The organism is Kaistia sp. SLG-1 (genome assembly GCF_059699055.1).
The window spans coordinates 4,184,406-4,200,727 of the sequence record NZ_AP048544.1 but is presented as its reverse complement, the minus strand read 5'-3'; the positions used below and the strand labels follow the sequence as shown (position 1 = coordinate 4,200,727).

Genomic DNA, 16,322 nt, shown 5'->3' with positions numbered 1-16,322 from the left:
CCGTGTTAAATACCGTCAAAACAGCCGAGGACGCCTTGTCTCATGCTTCGTTCCTGAACCGGCAGGCTCTGTTTCTGCGACCGGATCCCTCGCGCGTGGTCGTGCGGCCGTTCAAGCCGGCGACGGAGCCGAGGGATCTGCATCCGAAGGAGAAGACGCGGGCGAACCATATCGTCGACCGCGTCCTCGCCCTCAGCCCGGAGGCTGCGGCCAGCCAGTTGATCGACGTTCTGGAGAATTTCGACGGCCGGCACCGCAACCTCCTGAAGACGTTCGAGAACCGTGCCGACGAGATGGAGGACGCCTTCTCGTCGCATCAGGAGTTCAGCCGGATCCAGCGCCAGCTGATCGGCGCCTATTTCCTGCATGAATACTCGTTCGAATCGGCGGCTTTGTTCAATCCGAGCATCGTGCTGCATCCCGACCAGAGCGGCGCGCCGGCGGGAGGCTGCCGCTTCATCCTCAGCCTGCGCTCGGTCGGCGAGGGGCACATCTCGTCGCTGACCTTTCGCTCCGGCACGATCACCCGCGACGGCGCCGTCGCGGTCGAGCCGACCGTGCGGCTCGCTTCGGTGCCGAAGGTCGTCAACCGCGCGCCGGTGCTCGACGGCGAGGTGATCGATCTCGCCTTCACGCCCGAGGAGGACATCACCGAGCGGCTGATCTTCCCGCTCAGCCTGTCGCAGTCGAACGGCATCGAGGATGCCCGCTTCGTCCGCTTCGAGGACGAGGGCAAGCGCACCTACTTCGCGACCTACACCGCCTATAGCGGCAGCGCGATCCGCTCCGAGCTGCTGCAGACGGACGATTTCATCCATTTCCGCATGTCGCCGCTCTATGGCAGCGCCGCGCGCAACAAGGGCATGGCGCTGTTTCCGCGCAAGATCGACGGCCGCTACACGATGATCGGCCGGCAGGACAACGAGAACCTCTATCTGATCCACTCCGACGATCTGTATTCGTGGGAGGGCGGCGTGCCCTTCATGCGGCCGCGCTTTCCGTGGGAATTCGTGCAGATCGGCAATTGCGGCTCGCCGATCGAGCTCGACGAGGGCTGGCTGCTGTTCACCCACGGCGTCGGCCCCGTGCGCAAATATTCGATCGGCGCGGCGCTGCTCGACAAGAAGGATCCGTCGAAGATCCTCGCCCGCTCCAGCGAGCCGATCATCCGGCCCGAGCCGTCGGAGCGCGAGGGCTATGTGCCCAATGTCGTCTATACCTGCGGCGCGATGCGGCATGGCGAGCACATCATCCTGCCCTATGCCGTTTCGGACACCGCCTCGACTTTCGCGACGATGCGGATCGACGCGCTGCTGCGCGCCATGGAGGGGTGATCCGGCATCCTCCGGAACCCGCCTTCGCCGGTGGACCGGCGGCCGTCTCCGCGATAATGCTGTCTCGAAACGCGAGCGGGGGAGCAGGCGGATTTCATGGCGACGCAATCGGAACAGGCACGCACGGCCATCATCGTGATGGGCGTGTCCGGCTCGGGCAAGTCGAGCGTCGGCGAGGGGCTGGCGGCGGCGCTCGGCATCGATTTCGTCGATGGCGACGGCCTGCACAGCCCGGAGAACGTCGCCAAGATGGCGAGCGGCACGCCTCTGGTCGATGACGACCGCTGGCCCTGGCTCGACAAGATCGGCCGGACGCTCGGCGATCGCGCCGCGCATCCCGCCGGCATCGTCGTCGCCTGTTCGGCGCTCCGGAAGATCTATCGCGACCGCATCCGCGCCGCGGCCGGCCAGCCGATCCGCTTCGTCTTCCTCGACGCGCCGCAATCGCTGGTGCAGGACCGCCTCGGCGCCCGCAAGGGCCACTTCATGCCGCCGAGCCTGCTCGCCAGCCAGTATGCGACGCTGGAGCGGCCGGGCGCGGACGAGGCCGACGTGCTCGCCGTCGCTGTCGACGTGCCGGTCGTGGAGATCGTGCGCCGCGCCGCCGGGCAGCTCACCGGGCCGGGAGCGCGGGTCTGACGCAACGGCAGTTCCAACGCTGCCTGAAATGCCGGTCCGGGGGAGCACAAGATACCCCGGGCAGGGCGAATTTCGGAACAATCCAACTCGCTTCTTCGTAATGCCCGCCGTACTAGTTTCAATCCGGGCCGTCGCGGTTTCCCCCGAGCCGCTGTGCGCCTCCATCCCGCTTCGCTTGGTCGACAGTCGATGACGCAAAGGCCAGATACCTCCGCCGTCGCCCTTCGGGGCGTCGTCAAGCGCTTTGGCGAGCAGACGGTGCTGGACGGGCTTTCGCTCGACGTGCCGCGCGGCGAGTTCCTGGCGATCGTCGGCCCGAGCGGCAGCGGCAAGACCACGGCGATGCGCCTGATCGGCGGCTTCGAGACGCCGGACGAGGGCTCGGTCTGGATTTCCGGCGAGGACGTCACCGGGCTGCCGGCCGAGCGGCGCGACGTCAACACCGTGTTCCAGAGCTACGCGCTGTTTCCGCATCTCTCCGTCCTCGACAACGTCGCCTACGGCCCGAGGATGCGCGGCGTGCCGCGGGCCGAGCGGCGGCGCCAGGCCGGCGAGCTGCTCGATCTGGTCCGCCTTTCCGGCGCCGCCGATCGCAAGCCCGCCCAGCTTTCCGGCGGCATGCAGCAGCGCGTGGCGCTTGCCCGCGCGCTCGCCAACCAGCCGGCCGTGCTGCTGCTCGACGAGCCGCTCGGGGCCTTGGACCGGAAGCTGCGGGAAGAGATGCAGCGCGAGCTTCGTCGTATCCAGACCGAGCTCGGCGCCACCTTCATCTACATCACGCACGACCAGGAAGAGGCTTTCGGCATGGCCGACCGCCTCGCCGTCATGCGCGACGGCCGCTTCGCCCAGATCGGTGACCCCGCGACGCTCTACGACCAGCCGGCCGACGCCTGGGTGGCGCTGTTCCTCGGCAGCGCCAACCGCATCGCCGCGACGGTGGGCGAGGGCGACGCGCTCGCCTCGGATCTCGGCCCGCTCGCCGCCGGCCATGTCGCCGCCGATCTCGCCGCCGGCGACCCTGCGCTGGTCATCGTCCGGCCCGAACAGACCCGCTTTTCCCGCACGCCCGTCGCCGGGCCCAACGCGATATCCGCCCGCCTCGTCGACGCCGTCGCGCTCGGGCCGTCGCTGCGGCTCCGCGCCGTCACGGCCGGCGGTACGGAGTTCGAATCGATCGAGCCGCGCGGCGACGCCCCGTCCGAGTATGCGCCTTTGCAGGCGGGCGATCCGGTCACCGTCAGCTTCGACGCTTCCGCCGCGCGCGCCTATCGCGCGGAGCCGCTACCCTCCCGCCCGTCCTCTTGAAAGGAACGTGTCATGACCCGGCATCTGCTTCTTCCCCAGGGATCTTCCAAGCGCGCGGGCTTCAGCCGGCGCTCCATGCTCGGCCTCCTCGGTGCGGCGCCGGCGGCGCTGGCGCTGCAATCGGCGTTTCCGGGCCGGGCCTCCGCCGCGGAGCCGGTCAGCGGCGGCGCGCTCAACGTCTTCTCCTGGCCGAACTACTTTTCCAACGACAGCCTCGCGGAATATGCGCGGAAGTCGGGCGTGACGCCGAACATCACCTCCTATGATTCCAACGAGACGCTGTTCGCCAAGCTGAACAGCCCGGCCGGCGCCGATTTCGATCTCGTCATCCCGAGCTCGAGCTGGATCAAGCAGCTGGCCGATCGCGGCCTGCTGCAGGAGATCGACCACAGCCGCCTGAACTTCGGCTCGCTCGATCCTTCGCTGCTCAACCGCGACTATGATCCCGGCAACAAGTACTCGATCCCGAAGGACTGGGGCGTTCTCGGCGTCGTCTATGACCCGGAAGCCGTCGGCGGCGAGATCAAGACCTGGCAGGATTTCCTCGATGCCGGCGCCAAGCCCGGCGTTAGCGGCAAGGTCCGCCTGTCGGATTCCGGCTGGGAGACGATCGGCATGTCGCTCTGGACCCATGGCAAGGACTGGAACAAGGCGACCGAGGCCGAAATCCGCGCCGCCGGCGAGGAGATCAAGGCCTTCGCCAAGCATGTGAAGACCTTCGGCGGCCTCGATCCGAACCAGCTCGCCAACGGCGCCATCGTGCTGGCCCAGACCAACCAGGGCACGGCGCGCGCCGCGATCGCGCTCAATCCGAAGCTGAAATTCGTCGTGCCCGGCCCGATGAGCGAGCTCTGGGTCGACAATTACGCCATTCCCGCCAAGGCGCCGAACCTCGACCAGGTCTATGATTTCCTCGCCTACCAGCTCGAGCCCGCGGTACAGATCTCGGAGACGCAGTATATCGGCTTCCCGGCCGCGCTGGCGGGCCTCCGCGACAAGCTGCCGGCCGACACCAAGGACGTCGACCTGATCTTCGGCGGCAAGGACCTCGATTTCGACAAGCTCACCTCCTTCGTCGTCGATCCGGCAACTGTCGGCGTCTATCTCGAGGTGCAGACCGAGATCCAGGCGGCGGCCGGCGGTTAAGCGCAAGCCCATCCTCTCTGAGGAATAGCGTTGCACAACTCGACCATCATCCTGAGGTGCCCGGCGAAGCCGGGCCTCGAAGGAGGGTCCAGGGAACGCCTTGATGCCGATCGCGGACGGATCTCTACGGAGTTCTGGTCCGTGTCGGCATACTGGAGTGTCAGGCTGGACCCTCCTTCGAGGCTTCGCTCCGCGAAGCACCTCAGGATGATGGCGGAGCGTTATCCGGAGCGGCGTTGCGCTAGGGACGACGCTCCTGGATGAGGTGAACTGGCAGATGGCCGATCCAAGAGACTCATGACTTCCGCGAACAAAACAGGTCAGACCCCATCGAAACGCGCGCCCTCGGCGCGCGTTTCCGATCACCTGTTCGCCGCCATCCCGACGATCTGGCTGGCGCTTTTCTTCCTGGCGCCGCTCGGCTTCACCGTCGTCTATTCCTTCGGAAACTCGCTGTTCGGCGCGGTCGAGCTCGGCTTCACGCTGAAGAACTACCAGACCGCGCTGTCCGGCTTCTACCTGACCACCTTCCTGCGCACCGTGCAGTTCGCGGTGACCGCCTCGGCGCTCTGCCTCGGCGTCGCCTTCCCGGTCGCCTATTTCATCGCGCGCAAGGCGGGGCGGTTCCGGACGCTGGCGCTCGTCCTCATTCTCATCCCCTATTTCTCGTCGTTCCTCGTCCGCGTCATGTCCTGGCAGATCCTGCTGGCGCGCGGCGGGGTGGTCGAGGTGATCCTGAATTTCCTCCATCTGCATGACGGGCCGCTCGACCTGCTCGACACCAAGACCGCCGTCTTCATCGGCATGGTCTACGCCTATCTGCCGATCGCCATCGTGCCGCTCTTCGTCGTGCTCGACCGCATTCCCGGCCCGCTGCTGGAGGCGAGCCGGGATCTCGGCGCCAGCCGTTTCCAGACCTTCTGGGCCGTAACGCTGCCGCTGGCGCGCCCCGGCATCGCCACCGCCGTCCTGCTCACCGCCGTGCCGATGCTGGGCGAGATGGTGATCCCGAAACTGCTCGGCGGCAGTCGCGGCGTGCTGATGGGGCAGGCGATCTCGTCGCAGTATCTGCAATCTCAGAACTATGCGCTCGGCTCCGCCATGGCCGTGCTGGTGCTGATCGCGGTCGCCGTCGTCGTCGCCGCGCTGGCGCGCCTCACCAAGGGCTTTGCCGAGGTGTCGGCATGAGCGCGGCAAGCCCGGGGCAGGGCGATTTCCGCCGGCGGGCGACGGACGCCGGCCTGTCGATCTGGTTCGTGCTGGCGATCCTCTTCCTGTTCGCGCCGATCGCCGTCTCGATCCTCTACTCGTTCAATCTCGGCGTGGTCGGCAAGCAGACCTCGCATTTCACCGGCTGGACGCTCGAATGGTATCCGGCCGCCTGGAACGACCTGGCGCTGCGCCGTTCGGTGCAGACCAGCCTCTATGTCGCGTTCTGGGCCGCGCTGATCGCCCTCGCCATGGGGGCGTCGCTCGGCTACGCGCTTGTGCGCCATCCGAGCCCGCGCGTTCGCCGCTGGCTCTCGGGGCTGACCTACATCCTGCTGATCGTGCCGGAAGTCGTCATCGGCGTGTCGCTGCTGCTCTTCTACGCCGTCACCGGCGTGCCGCTCGGCGCGGCGACGCTGATCGCCGGCATCACGCCGGCGGCGATCGCGGTCACGGCGCTGATCGTGCGGGCGCGGGCGCTGACGCTCGACCCAAAGCTGGAGGAGGCGGCCGCCGATCTCGGCAGCACGCGGCTGAAGACGCTCTGGTTCATCGTGCTGCCGCAGCTTTTGCCAGCGATCCTCGCCGGCGGGCTGATGTCCTATGCCTTCTGCTTCGACAATCTCGTCGTCGCCGCCTTTCTGACGACGCCGGCGGTCAACACGCTGCCGGTCTATCTCTATGGCAGCCTGCAATACGGCCCGGCGCCCTCCGTCTACGCGGCGGCGACGGTCGTGTTTCTCTTCACGGTCACCCTGCTCGGGCTGGCGGCGCTCTGCTTCCGCCTGAGCCGGAAATCCGATCGCGCCGCGGCGCGCTGAAAGAAGGAGGCGGCGAGATTGCAGTCCCCGTTCCCCAACATCCTGAGGAGGCTTTCGCAGAAGGCCGTCTCGAAGGACGCACGATGATTGGGCGAGTTCCCCTTTGAGAGCGCACCGACACCCTGCGTCCTTCGAGACGGCCCTTTGGGCCTTCTCAGGATGTTGGGGGCGGGGTTCCCTCAGCACGAGTTGAAAAGCCGGATCTTCCCCCCGGATCCGGCGCCAGCATGAGACGGAAGACGATGACCCAGTTCTCCACCGAAGACCTGCTCGATCCGCCCGCCTATCCCAGCGTCGGCTATGCCGTGCTGGCCGACCAGATCGGCGTGGTCATGCGCAGTTTCGACGATATCGTCTTCGTGCAGGCGGAAGCGGTCGTGGCGCTGGAAGCCGTCGCGGCCAGCCTCGCCAAGCCGGGCCTCAGGGTGTTGAACGTCGTCACCAGCATGTATGGCGACTACTTCGCCACCTGGCTGCGCCGCGGTGGCGCGGATGTCGAGAACGTCGTCGCCAAGCTCGGCCGCCCGGTCGAACTCGCCGCGTTCCAGGCCGCGCTCGACGCCATGGAGCAGGTCGACGTCGTCGTGCTCGTGCATGGCGAGGCGGCCAACGGCGTCCTGAACCCGCTGCCGGAGATCGCTGAAGCCGCCAAGGCGCGCGGCGCGTTGCTGGTGGTCGACGCGGTCGCGTCGATCGGCGCGCATCCGTTCGAGGTGCAGACGCTCGGCATCGATATCGCCGTCATCGGGCCTCAGAAGGGGCTGGGTGGGCCTGCCGGCCTCTCTGCCATCTCGGTCAGCGAGGCGGCCTGGGCGAAGATTGCCGAGGCGCCGGCGCTGCGGCTTTCGACGCTGTCCCTGCTCGATCTCAAGGAAAACTGGCTGGATCGCGGCGCCGATGCGCTGCCCGGCACGCCGGCGCCGCTGGAATTCTGGGCGCTCGACGCGGCGCTGAACCGGATCGACGCGGAGGAGGACGGCATCGAGACGGTGGTCGAGCGCCACCAAATCGCCGCCCGCGCCACCCGCGCCGGCCTGCGCGCGCTCGGTATCACCCCGTGGATCGAGGACGACGCCAGCGCCTCGGCGCTGGTGACGGCGGCGCCGATCCCGGACGGCATCGTGCCGGAGGAGCTGGTCGCGGCGACGAAGGCGATCGAGGACGCGGCCATCAGTCCCGGCGTCGGTGGCGTCGAGACGCTGCTGGTCCGTCTCAACCACACCGGCCTCCGCGCCGCCTATCGGCCGGTGCTCGCCAATGTCGTCGCCTATGGCAGGGCGCTCGCTTCGCTCGGCCACAAGGTCGACGTCGACGCGGCGATCGAAGCCGTCGCCAAGGCCTACCAGGACGCCGAGCCGGCCGGCTCTGTCGAGTAGAGGCTGGTGTTGGCCAAGCTTTCTTCACCTCTCCCTGAGGGAGAGGTCGACGGCCGCAGGCCGGCGGGTGAGGGTTTACGGCCTCACCGGATAGTTCCCTAAACCCTCACCCGGCTCTACGAGCCGACCTCTCCCTCAGGGAGAGGTGAGAAGCCAGACCGGATCCCGCCCATGACCGCCCGCACCATCCATCTGAACGCCTTCGAGAACTGCTCGCCAGTCAACATCTCGGCCGGCCTCTGGCGTCACCCGGAAGACCAGTCGCATCGCTACAAGGATCTTTCCTACTGGACCGAGCTCGCCGTGATGCTGGAGGAGGCGGGGTTCGATTCGATTTTCCTCGCCGATGTGCTCGGCATGCTCGACGTCTATGAGGGCAAGCCGGACGCGGCGTTGCGCAATGCGATTCAGGTGCCGATCAACGACCCGCTGTCGATCATCTCCGCCATGGCGGCGGCGACCAAGCATCTCGGCTTCGCCGCGACGGTCTCGCTCACCTACGAGCAGCCCTATGGTTTCGCCCGCAAGATGACGAGCCTGGATCACGCGAGCAACGGTCGCGTCGGCTGGAACATCGTCACCTCCTATCTCGACAGCGCCGCCCGCAATCTCGGCCGCGGCGAGCAGCTCTCGCATGACGAGCGCTATGATCGCGGCGACGAGTTCATGGAGGTGCTCTACAAGCTCTGGGAGGGCTCCTGGGAGGACGGCGCCGTCGTCATCGACAAGGCGCGCGGCATCTATGTCGATCCCGCCAAGGTGCATCCGATCCGGCATGCCGGGCGCTATTTCAACGTGCCCGACGCCTTCATCGCCGAGCCGTCGCCGCAGCGGACCCCGGTGCTGTTCCAGGCCGGGTCCTCCTCGCGCGGCCAGACTTTTGCTGCCACCCATGCCGAGGCCGTCTTCGTGCACGGCACGCGGCCGGAGGTGATCGCGCCTGTCGTCGCCAACATCCGCGCCAGCGCGGCGGCGCAGGGGCGTGACCCGAGGAGCCTCAAGGTCTTTGCCGTCACCACTATCGTCGCTGGCGCGACCGACGGCGAGGCGGACGAGAAATATGCCGAGCTGCTCTCCTATGCCGACTATGAGGGCGCGATGGTGCAGTTCGCCGGGCCGCTCGGTCTCGACGTTGCGAAATTCGATCCCGACCAGCCGCTGACCGAGATCAATCCGAACGCGGCGCATTTCGCCCGCCATCTCTTCGCCGACGCCGATCCCGACGTCGTCTGGACGCTGCGCGACATCGCCCATTACATGGGCGTCGGCGGCATGGGCCCGAAATTCGTCGGCTCCGGCGCGACGGTTGCCGACGAGATGCAGCGCTGGGTCGATATCGCCGATCTCGACGGCTTCAACATCACCTATGCGATCCGCCCCGGCACCTTCGTCGACACGGTGAAATACGTCGTGCCGGAACTGCGCCGGCGCGGCCTGCTGCGCCCGGCCTATGCGGGCTCGACCTTCCGCGAAAACCTCCTCGGCGCCGGCCAGAAGCAGCTCCGCGACGACCATCCGGGGAAGAAGTACCGGCGCGGGTAGGGGCTCTCCCTTCTCCCTCCCCCTTGTGGGGAGGGCTGGGGAGAGGGTACCGGCGCCGATATCGGGGAGGGCCCACGAAAGCCCTCTCCCTCCGGGAGAGGGTTGGGTGAGGGCCTTTCTTTCTCCTGTCTCGATCTTCAGGAAGACCCTCACCCCAACCCTCTCCCAGAAGGGAGAGGGGGCCGACCGAGGATTACACCATGTTCGATCTCGACACCGCCCAGCGTTTCATGCAGGCCGAGGGCATCGATGCCTGGCTGCTGGTCGATTATCGCGGCAGCAATCCGTTGCTCTGGCACATCCTCGGTGTCGTCCGGAATCCGACCCGGCGCGCCTTCCTGGTTGTGCCGCGCTCCGGTCCGCCGGTGCTGCTGATCCATACCGTCGACCAGTTCTTCTTCCACGACGTCGAACTCGACAAGCGGATCTTTCGCGGCTGGGTCGAGATGCGGGCGATGCTGCGCGAGCTGCTCGGACCGGCGCGGCGGCTGGCGCTCGAATATTCGGAAGAGGGCGGCGTGCCGACCGTCTCCTGGGCCGATGCCGGCACGGTCGAGCTGCTGCGGAGCTGGCACTATCAGATCGTCACCTCGGCCGACCTGTTCCAGGTCTCGGCCGCTGCCTGGGACGACTTTGCGATCGAAAGCCACAAGCGCGCCTGCGTCGTCGTCGCCGGCATCAAGGACTCCGCCTTCGACCGCGTGAAAACGGCCATCCGGGTTAACAAACCGCTAACGGAATTCGAGCTGCAGCAGTTCATCTTCTCCGAGTTCGACCGCCTCGGCCTGGAGACGGAAGGCCAACCGGTCGTGCAGGTGAACGGCCATTCCGGCATCGTCTCCTACGAGCCGAAGCCGGAGGGCTCGGCGCATATCGGCGCCGGCGACTGGCTCTTGATCGATTTCTGGGCCCGCTATCCCGGCGAGCGCAATGTCTATTCCGACATCGCCTGGGGCGCCTATGCCGGCGCGATCGTGCCGCCGAGGCTGCAGGAAATCTTCGACATCGTCCGCCGCGCTCGTGACGCGGCGCTGCAAGTCATTGAGAAAGCTTGGCAATTGGGCGAGGTGCTGGAAGGCTGGCAGGTCGACGATGTCTCGCGCGGCCTCATCGCCGCGGCCGGCTACGGCGAGTATTTCCACCATCGCACCGGCCATAGCATGGGGCCGGGCAAGCGGCTGCACGGGCTTGGCGTCAATCTCGACAACCTCGAGACCCACGACACCCGTCGCATCCTGCCGCGCACCGGCTTTTCCATCGAGCCGGGCATCTACCTGCCCGAGTTCGGCGTCCGGCTCGAGATCAATGTCTTCCTCGATCCGGCCGCAGGCCCCACCGTCACGACGCCGATCCAGGACGAAATCGTCAGACTTGTCTGACTCTTAGGCGGTGCGGCGGAGCAGGCTCGAATAGATCTCGTCGTCGCCGCAGAGGCCGGCGAGCCGTCCGTCCGCGTCGACGAAGACGATCGGATGCTCCGACTTCCGCTTCAGCGCGATCGCGGTCGCGAGCTTCAGATCGACCGGGGCGACGATGAGGTCGCAGGGCGTATCGAAGGCGGCGGCATTGCCGTTGACGCGGCCGAGACTGCCCTCGCGGCCGTTGACGTCGACGCCGACCGGGCGGTCGCCGGCATCGACGCGGACGCGGACGAGCCCTTCGCGATCGAGCAGCACCGTGCCGTCGCCGCGCCGGAGCGCGCCGGCGGGGGTCATCACCGAGCGGCCGCGCAGCACGTTCAAGGGATTGGTATGCTTGACGAAATCGGCAACGTAGGGCGTCGCCGGCCGGAGCAATATGTCCTCTGCCGTGCCGCTCTGGACGATGCGGCCGGCCTCCATGATGGCGATCTTGCTGCCGATCTTCATCGCCTCGTCGAGGTCGTGGCTGACGAAGAGGATGGTCTTCTGGATGCGGCGCTGCAGGTCGAGCAGCTCGTCCTGCATCTTGTCGCGGATCAGCGGATCGAGCGCCGAGAACGGCTCGTCCATCAAGAGGATCTCGGCATCGGTGGCGAAGGCCCGCGCCAGTCCGACGCGCTGCTGCATGCCGCCGGAAAGCTCGTGCGCATGCTTGTCGGCCCATTGCGACAGGCCGACCATGGCGAGCTTCTCGTCGACGATGCGCTTGCGCTCGGCGGCCGGAATGCCTCGGATTTCCAGCCCGAAGCCGACATTCTCGCGCACGGTGCGCCACGGGAACAGGCCGAATTGCTGGAACACCATCGAGACGGTGCGCATGCGGATCTCGCGCAGCATGTCGGCGCTGCAATGCGTGACATCGACCTCGGCGCCGTCGTGCGAGACGAGGACCTTGCCGCGCGCCACCTCGTTCAATCCGTTGACGGCGCGCAGCACCGTCGACTTGCCGGAACCGGAGAGGCCCATCAGCACGCAGATCTCGCCGCGCTCGACGGTCAACTCGACGCCCGCCGCGCCGAGGACAGCGCCGGTTTCCGCCAGAATCTCGTCGCGCGTCCGGCCTTGGTCGATCAGCGCCTGCGCCTTCTTGCGACGATCGCCGAAGACGATGTCGACCTTGTCGAAGCGGATGGCCGGCATGCTCAGCGCCCTCCCGTCTTGCGCGCGGGGCGCTTGCAGACCCGGTCGAGCACGATGGCGAGCAGCACGATCGCCGCGCCCGCCTCGAAGCCCATGCCGATATTGACGGAGTTCAGCGCCCGCACGACCGGCTTGCCGAGCCCGTCGGCCCCGACCAGCGCCGCGATCACCACCATGGAGAGACTGAGCATGATGCACTGGGTGATGCCGGCCATGATCGTCGGCATCGCGTGCGGCAGCTCGACCTTGTAGAGCAGCTGCCGCCTGGTGGCGCCAAAGGCCTGGCCGGCCTCGCGCAATTGGGCCGGCACCGAGGTGATGCCGAGATGGGTCAACCGGATCGGCGCGGGAATGGCGAAGATCACCGTCGAGATCAGGCCGGGCACAGTGCCGAGCCCGAACAGCACCAGCGTCGGGATCAGGTAGACGAAGGTCGGGATCGTCTGCATCAAATCGAGGATCGGGCGGATGCCGGCATAGAGCCAGGGCCGGTGCGCCGCGGCGATGCCGACCGGCACGCCGATCACGACGCAGACCAGCGCCGCCCAGATCACCAGCGACAGCGTCTCCATCGTCGGCTGCCAGTAGCCGAGATTGATCACGAGCAGAAAGGCGAGGGCGGTGAACGCCGCGAGTTTGAACGAGCGGTGCAGCGCATAGGCGATGGCCGCGAAGACCGCGACAAGGACGAGCGGCGGCGCGGCCAGCAGAAACCGCGTCAGGCCGTCGATCATCGTGCCGAGGACGAGCGAAATCCCGTCGAACAGCCACTGGGCGTGCTGGTTCAGGAAGTCGACGAAGCTCTTGATCCAGGATCCGAGCGGGATCTTGTGCTCGGTCAGCCAGCTATACATGGCGGGAAGCCGTCATCGTTTGTCGCTCCGTGGCCCGGCGCGGGCCTTCCGGGGCGGCGCGCGCCGCCCCGGTCGTCTCCAGGCTCAGAGGCCGAGGCTCTTCTTCACGGCGTCGAGGCCGGGCTGGCCGTCGATCGTGTTGACGCCGGCGAGCCAGACATCCAGCTGCGCCGGGTTGGCCTTCAGCCAGGCTTCGGCGGCGGCGATCGGCTCCTTGCCGTCGTCGAGAATGCTCGACATCACCTGGCCTTCGATCGGCAGGGTGAACTTCATGTTCTTGATGAGCGCGCCGACATTCGGGCACTCTTCGAGATAGCCCTTGCGCACGCTGGTCGAGACCGTCGCGCCGCCGAAATTCGGGCCGAAGACATCGTCGCCGCCATCGAGATACTGCATGGCGAACTTCTCGTTCATCGGATGCGGCGCCCAGCCGAGGAAGACGATCGCGTCCTTCTTGCGGCCGGCGCGGTCGACCTGGGCCAGCATGCCCTGTTCGCTCGATTCGACCAGCTCGAACGAGCCGAGGTCGAACTTGTTGTCCTTGATCATGTCGAGGATGAGCCGGTTGCCGTCATTGCCGGGCTCGATGCCGTAGAGCTTGCCGCCGAGCTTGTCCTTGAACTTGGCGATGTCCTGGAAGGTCTTCAGGCCCTCGTCGAACAGGTAGGCGGGGACGGCGAGCGTGTATTTCGCGCCTTCCAGATTGACGCCCACGACCTCGACCGAGCCGTCGTCCTGGTACGGCTTCAGGTCGGCGGCCATCGAGGGCAGCCAGTTGCCGAGATAGACGTCGATATCCTTGTTCTTCAGCGACGCGTAGGTGACCGGCACCGACAGCACCTGCAGCTTGGGCTCGTAGCCAAGGCCGGTGAGGATGCGCGAGGTCAGGCCCGTCGTCGCCGAGATGTCGGTCCAGCCGACATCGGAGAACCGCACGGTCTTGCACGACGCCGGCTCCGCGGCGGCGGCCGTCCCGGCCAGGCCGAGGACGCAGGCCATGGCTGCCACGGATCTCGATAGTACCGAATTGAGCATTCTCTACTTCTCCCAACATGCGGCCTCGCCAGGCGACCCCTGGTTGAGGCCAAGCATAGCGCAGTCACGGACGCGATGAAGCGTCCTAGCGACAGATCTTGTTATAGTCCCCGTGGCGTTATGTCCGTTCGTCGTCCTTCCTTTATCCAATCAATCCGCATCGGCTTGTTTCTGATCGTCCGTTGAACGGGCGTTCAAAGTCCAAGATCCTGTCAATTATGCCGTTTCGGTGACAGTCTTGTCTTTCCGATGTGCCGAAGCCGGAGAGGGCGTCAGGAAATACGCGGAGGGCTTTGATTGGCCGTTCAATCGGGATAAATGACGAATGGCCGCGAGATGACGGAGAGGATTGTCATGAGTGGGACAAGTTCCGCCCGACTCGAAGCCGAAGATGTGCGCCGACGACAGCTGATCGAGGCGACGATCGAATCGCTGGCCGAGGTCGGTTTCGCCGCCTGCACCTTGATGGATATCGGCCGGCGCGCGGGCGTTTCTCCCGGACTGGTCGCGCATTATTTCGGCGACAAGGAAGGCCTGCTGGAGGCGACCCTGCGCTCCATGGCCGGCCGGTTGAGCCGGCTCGTCTCGATCCGGCTCGCCGAGGCGAAGTCGCCCCGCGCCCGGGTCCAGGCCGTCATCGACGCCAATCTGGCGCCCGAGGAGTTTGACCGCCGCACCGCCAGCGTCTGGCTCGCCTTCTGGGGGCAGGTCATCCATTCCGCCCGCTTCAAGCGGGTGCAGAACGTCTATCAGCGCCGCATGCTATCCAATCTGCGCCATGCGCTGAAGCAGATGGTGCCGCCGCGCGAGGCGCAGCAGGTCGCGGTCGCGATCGCCGCGGTGATCGACGGGCTGTGGCTGCGCGAGACGCTCGCGGCCGAAGGCGAACCAGAAAGCGCGGGCGCGCGGGCCATCGCCACCGCCTTCGCCGACATCCAGATCGCCACTGTTCGCGCCCGCGTGAGCGCGGCCGATGCCGGGCCGGCAACCAATGGCCGCCACGCCGTGATCCGCAGCCACATCGCCGGCCGGGGCCTCGCGGCGGGGAAGGGCCGGACGTTCGCGACGGTCAATCCCGCGACCGGCGAGACGCTCGCCAGGGTCGAGATCGCCGGGGCGGCGGAAGTCGAGGCGGCGGTCGAAAGCGCGCGCCATGGCCAGGCGATCTGGGGCGGCATGACCGGCGGCGAGCGAGGACGGATCCTCCGCCGCGTCGCTGCCATCCTGCGTGAGCGCAATGACGAACTGGCGCGGCTGGAGACCCGCGATACGGGAAGGCCGATTCAGCAGACATCGACCGTCGACGTCGTCTCGGCCGCCGATTGCCTCGACCATTTCGTCGCTCTCGCCAGTGCCCTGGCGGACGAGCATGTCGATCTCGGATCCGGCGCGATCGGCTATTCCAGGCGCGATCCGCTCGGCATCGTCGCGGCGTTCGGAGAGGCGAGCGCTTCGCTGTTTGCCGCCTGCCGGAACGCCGGACCGGCGCTCGCGGCCGGCAATGCCGTGATCTTCCTGACGTCCGAGCGGGCGCCGCTTTCGGCGGCCAGGCTCGCCGAGATCATGACCGAAGCCGATATGCCGGACGGCGTCTTCAATGTCCTGCACGGACCCGCCGAGACGGACCGGCTCCTCAGGAAACATCCCGCCGTCACCGCGATCGCGGAGCGGGCGGGCGGCACGTCGACCGTCATCGTCCTCGATGGTGCGAACCTCGAGGGCGCCGTCTCCGGCGCGCTCTCCGCCGGCCTCGGGGCGAGCTCGACCGGCGCGCGGGTGCTCGTGCAGTCCACTGTGCGCGAAGCCTTCGTCGAGGCTCTGGTTGCTCGCGTCGGCCGTCTCGTGGTCGGCGATCCCATGGATCCGCATACGCAAATCGGCGCGCTGGCCTCGGAGGCGGAGATGGAGGGTGCGCTTCGCCAGATCGCAGAGGCGAGGGAGGCGGGCGCCCAGGTGCTTGTCGGCGGCCATCGGCTGGCGGAAGGTCCGCTGGCGCGCGGGGCCTTTCTCGCGCCGACGGTCCTCGATCTTTGCACCGACGCGATGGCGATCGTCCACGAGCCTTCAGGCGGCCCGATCGTGCCGGTGCTCTCCTTCGACGGCGAGGAGGAGGCGATCGGTCGGCTGAATGCGGTACTTGCCGGCCCCGCCATGGCTGTCTTCACCCGGGATCTGGCGCGTGGTCAGCAGGTTGTCGCCCGTCTTCACGCCGGGACCTGCTGGCTCAATCACTATCAGCCGATGCTGGCCGGAGCGCCTTTGGGCGGCTTCCGCCAGGCGACGACCGGCGGCGCGAACGCCCGCTCGGCGCTCGAACCCTATACAAGGCTGAAGCACGTCTATGCGCAGCTGGACGGCCTCGCGGCGCCTCGCTGATCGAGGTCGCGGAGAGCTCGCCGGAGCGAGGCTCGTTGCATCGGCTCCCGCTCTGGTTGAGACTGCCTCTCGCCCGGTGCCGACAGCTCTCTATATCCGACAGGGAGCGCCGGCAGGGCGCCGT

The 16,322-nt window shown here is 67.2% G+C and carries 13 protein-coding genes; 10 read left to right on the top strand and 3 right to left on the bottom strand.

From position 1 onward, the window contains the following. The first annotated feature begins 35 nt into the window (after nucleotides 1-35). From AC6HZP_RS19425 to AC6HZP_RS19385, 9 genes are all read left to right on the top strand, one after another. Nucleotides 36-1,334 (top strand): glycoside hydrolase family 130 protein, encoded by a 1,299-nt coding sequence (locus AC6HZP_RS19425; protein ID WP_201400649.1) that lies wholly within the window; start codon nucleotides 36-38, stop codon nucleotides 1,332-1,334. A gap of 96 nt (nucleotides 1,335-1,430) precedes the next feature. Next, the gene (locus tag AC6HZP_RS19420; protein ID WP_497524173.1) at nucleotides 1,431-1,973 is read left to right on the top strand and encodes a gluconokinase; all 543 of its coding nucleotides are present in this window, start codon (nucleotides 1,431-1,433) and stop codon (nucleotides 1,971-1,973) included. Between the two features lie 189 nt (nucleotides 1,974-2,162). Beyond that, nucleotides 2,163-3,278, top strand: a complete 1,116-nt coding sequence (locus AC6HZP_RS19415) for an ABC transporter ATP-binding protein (protein WP_497524172.1) — start codon at nucleotides 2,163-2,165, stop codon at nucleotides 3,276-3,278. Nucleotides 3,279-3,290: 12 nt separating this feature from the next. Continuing rightward, entirely contained in the window at nucleotides 3,291-4,424 is a 1,134-nt protein-coding gene (locus AC6HZP_RS19410; protein ID WP_497524171.1) for a polyamine ABC transporter substrate-binding protein, read from the top strand. A 297-nt stretch (nucleotides 4,425-4,721) separates the two neighbouring features. After that, nucleotides 4,722-5,612, top strand: coding sequence for an ABC transporter permease (locus AC6HZP_RS19405; protein WP_497524170.1), 891 nt, complete (start codon nucleotides 4,722-4,724; stop codon nucleotides 5,610-5,612). Then, entirely contained in the window at nucleotides 5,609-6,454 is an 846-nt protein-coding gene (locus AC6HZP_RS19400) for an ABC transporter permease (RefSeq protein ID WP_497524169.1), read from the top strand. The genes AC6HZP_RS19405 and AC6HZP_RS19400 overlap by 4 nt, the downstream gene beginning before the upstream one ends. A gap of 242 nt (nucleotides 6,455-6,696) precedes the next feature. Continuing rightward, on the top strand, nucleotides 6,697-7,830 hold the full coding sequence (locus AC6HZP_RS19395) for a pyridoxal-phosphate-dependent aminotransferase family protein (RefSeq protein WP_497524168.1): 1,134 nt from the start codon (nucleotides 6,697-6,699) through the stop codon (nucleotides 7,828-7,830). Between the two features lie 171 nt (nucleotides 7,831-8,001). Next, nucleotides 8,002-9,372 carry an LLM class flavin-dependent oxidoreductase gene (locus AC6HZP_RS19390; RefSeq protein WP_497524167.1) on the top strand — a complete coding sequence of 457 codons (1,371 nt, stop codon included), beginning with the start codon at nucleotides 8,002-8,004 and terminating at the stop codon, nucleotides 9,370-9,372. Between the two features lie 200 nt (nucleotides 9,373-9,572). Continuing rightward, on the top strand, nucleotides 9,573-10,751 hold the full coding sequence (locus AC6HZP_RS19385; protein ID WP_497524166.1) for a M24 family metallopeptidase: 1,179 nt from the start codon (nucleotides 9,573-9,575) through the stop codon (nucleotides 10,749-10,751). Between the two features lie 3 nt (nucleotides 10,752-10,754). Here the strand turns inward: AC6HZP_RS19385 and choV are convergent, their stop codons facing one another. The 3 genes from choV to AC6HZP_RS19370 form a co-directional block, all read right to left on the bottom strand. Beyond that, the gene (gene choV / locus AC6HZP_RS19380; RefSeq protein WP_497524165.1) at nucleotides 10,755-11,933 is read right to left on the bottom strand and encodes a choline ABC transporter ATP-binding protein; all 1,179 of its coding nucleotides are present in this window, start codon (nucleotides 11,931-11,933) and stop codon (nucleotides 10,755-10,757) included. 2 nt (nucleotides 11,934-11,935) lie between these two features. Next, entirely contained in the window at nucleotides 11,936-12,787 is an 852-nt protein-coding gene (gene choW / locus AC6HZP_RS19375; RefSeq protein ID WP_201400639.1) for a choline ABC transporter permease subunit, read from the bottom strand. A gap of 84 nt (nucleotides 12,788-12,871) precedes the next feature. Then, complete coding sequence (locus tag AC6HZP_RS19370) at nucleotides 12,872-13,822, bottom strand: choline ABC transporter substrate-binding protein (RefSeq protein ID WP_201400638.1); 951 nt, start codon at nucleotides 13,820-13,822, stop codon at nucleotides 12,872-12,874. A 318-nt stretch (nucleotides 13,823-14,140) separates the two neighbouring features. Here AC6HZP_RS19370 and betI point away from each other — a divergent pair, with 318 nt between their 5' ends. Continuing rightward, nucleotides 14,141-16,198 (top strand): choline-binding transcriptional repressor BetI, encoded by a 2,058-nt coding sequence (betI, locus tag AC6HZP_RS19365; RefSeq protein WP_497524164.1) that lies wholly within the window; start codon nucleotides 14,141-14,143, stop codon nucleotides 16,196-16,198. Nucleotides 16,199-16,322 lie beyond the last annotated feature (124 nt).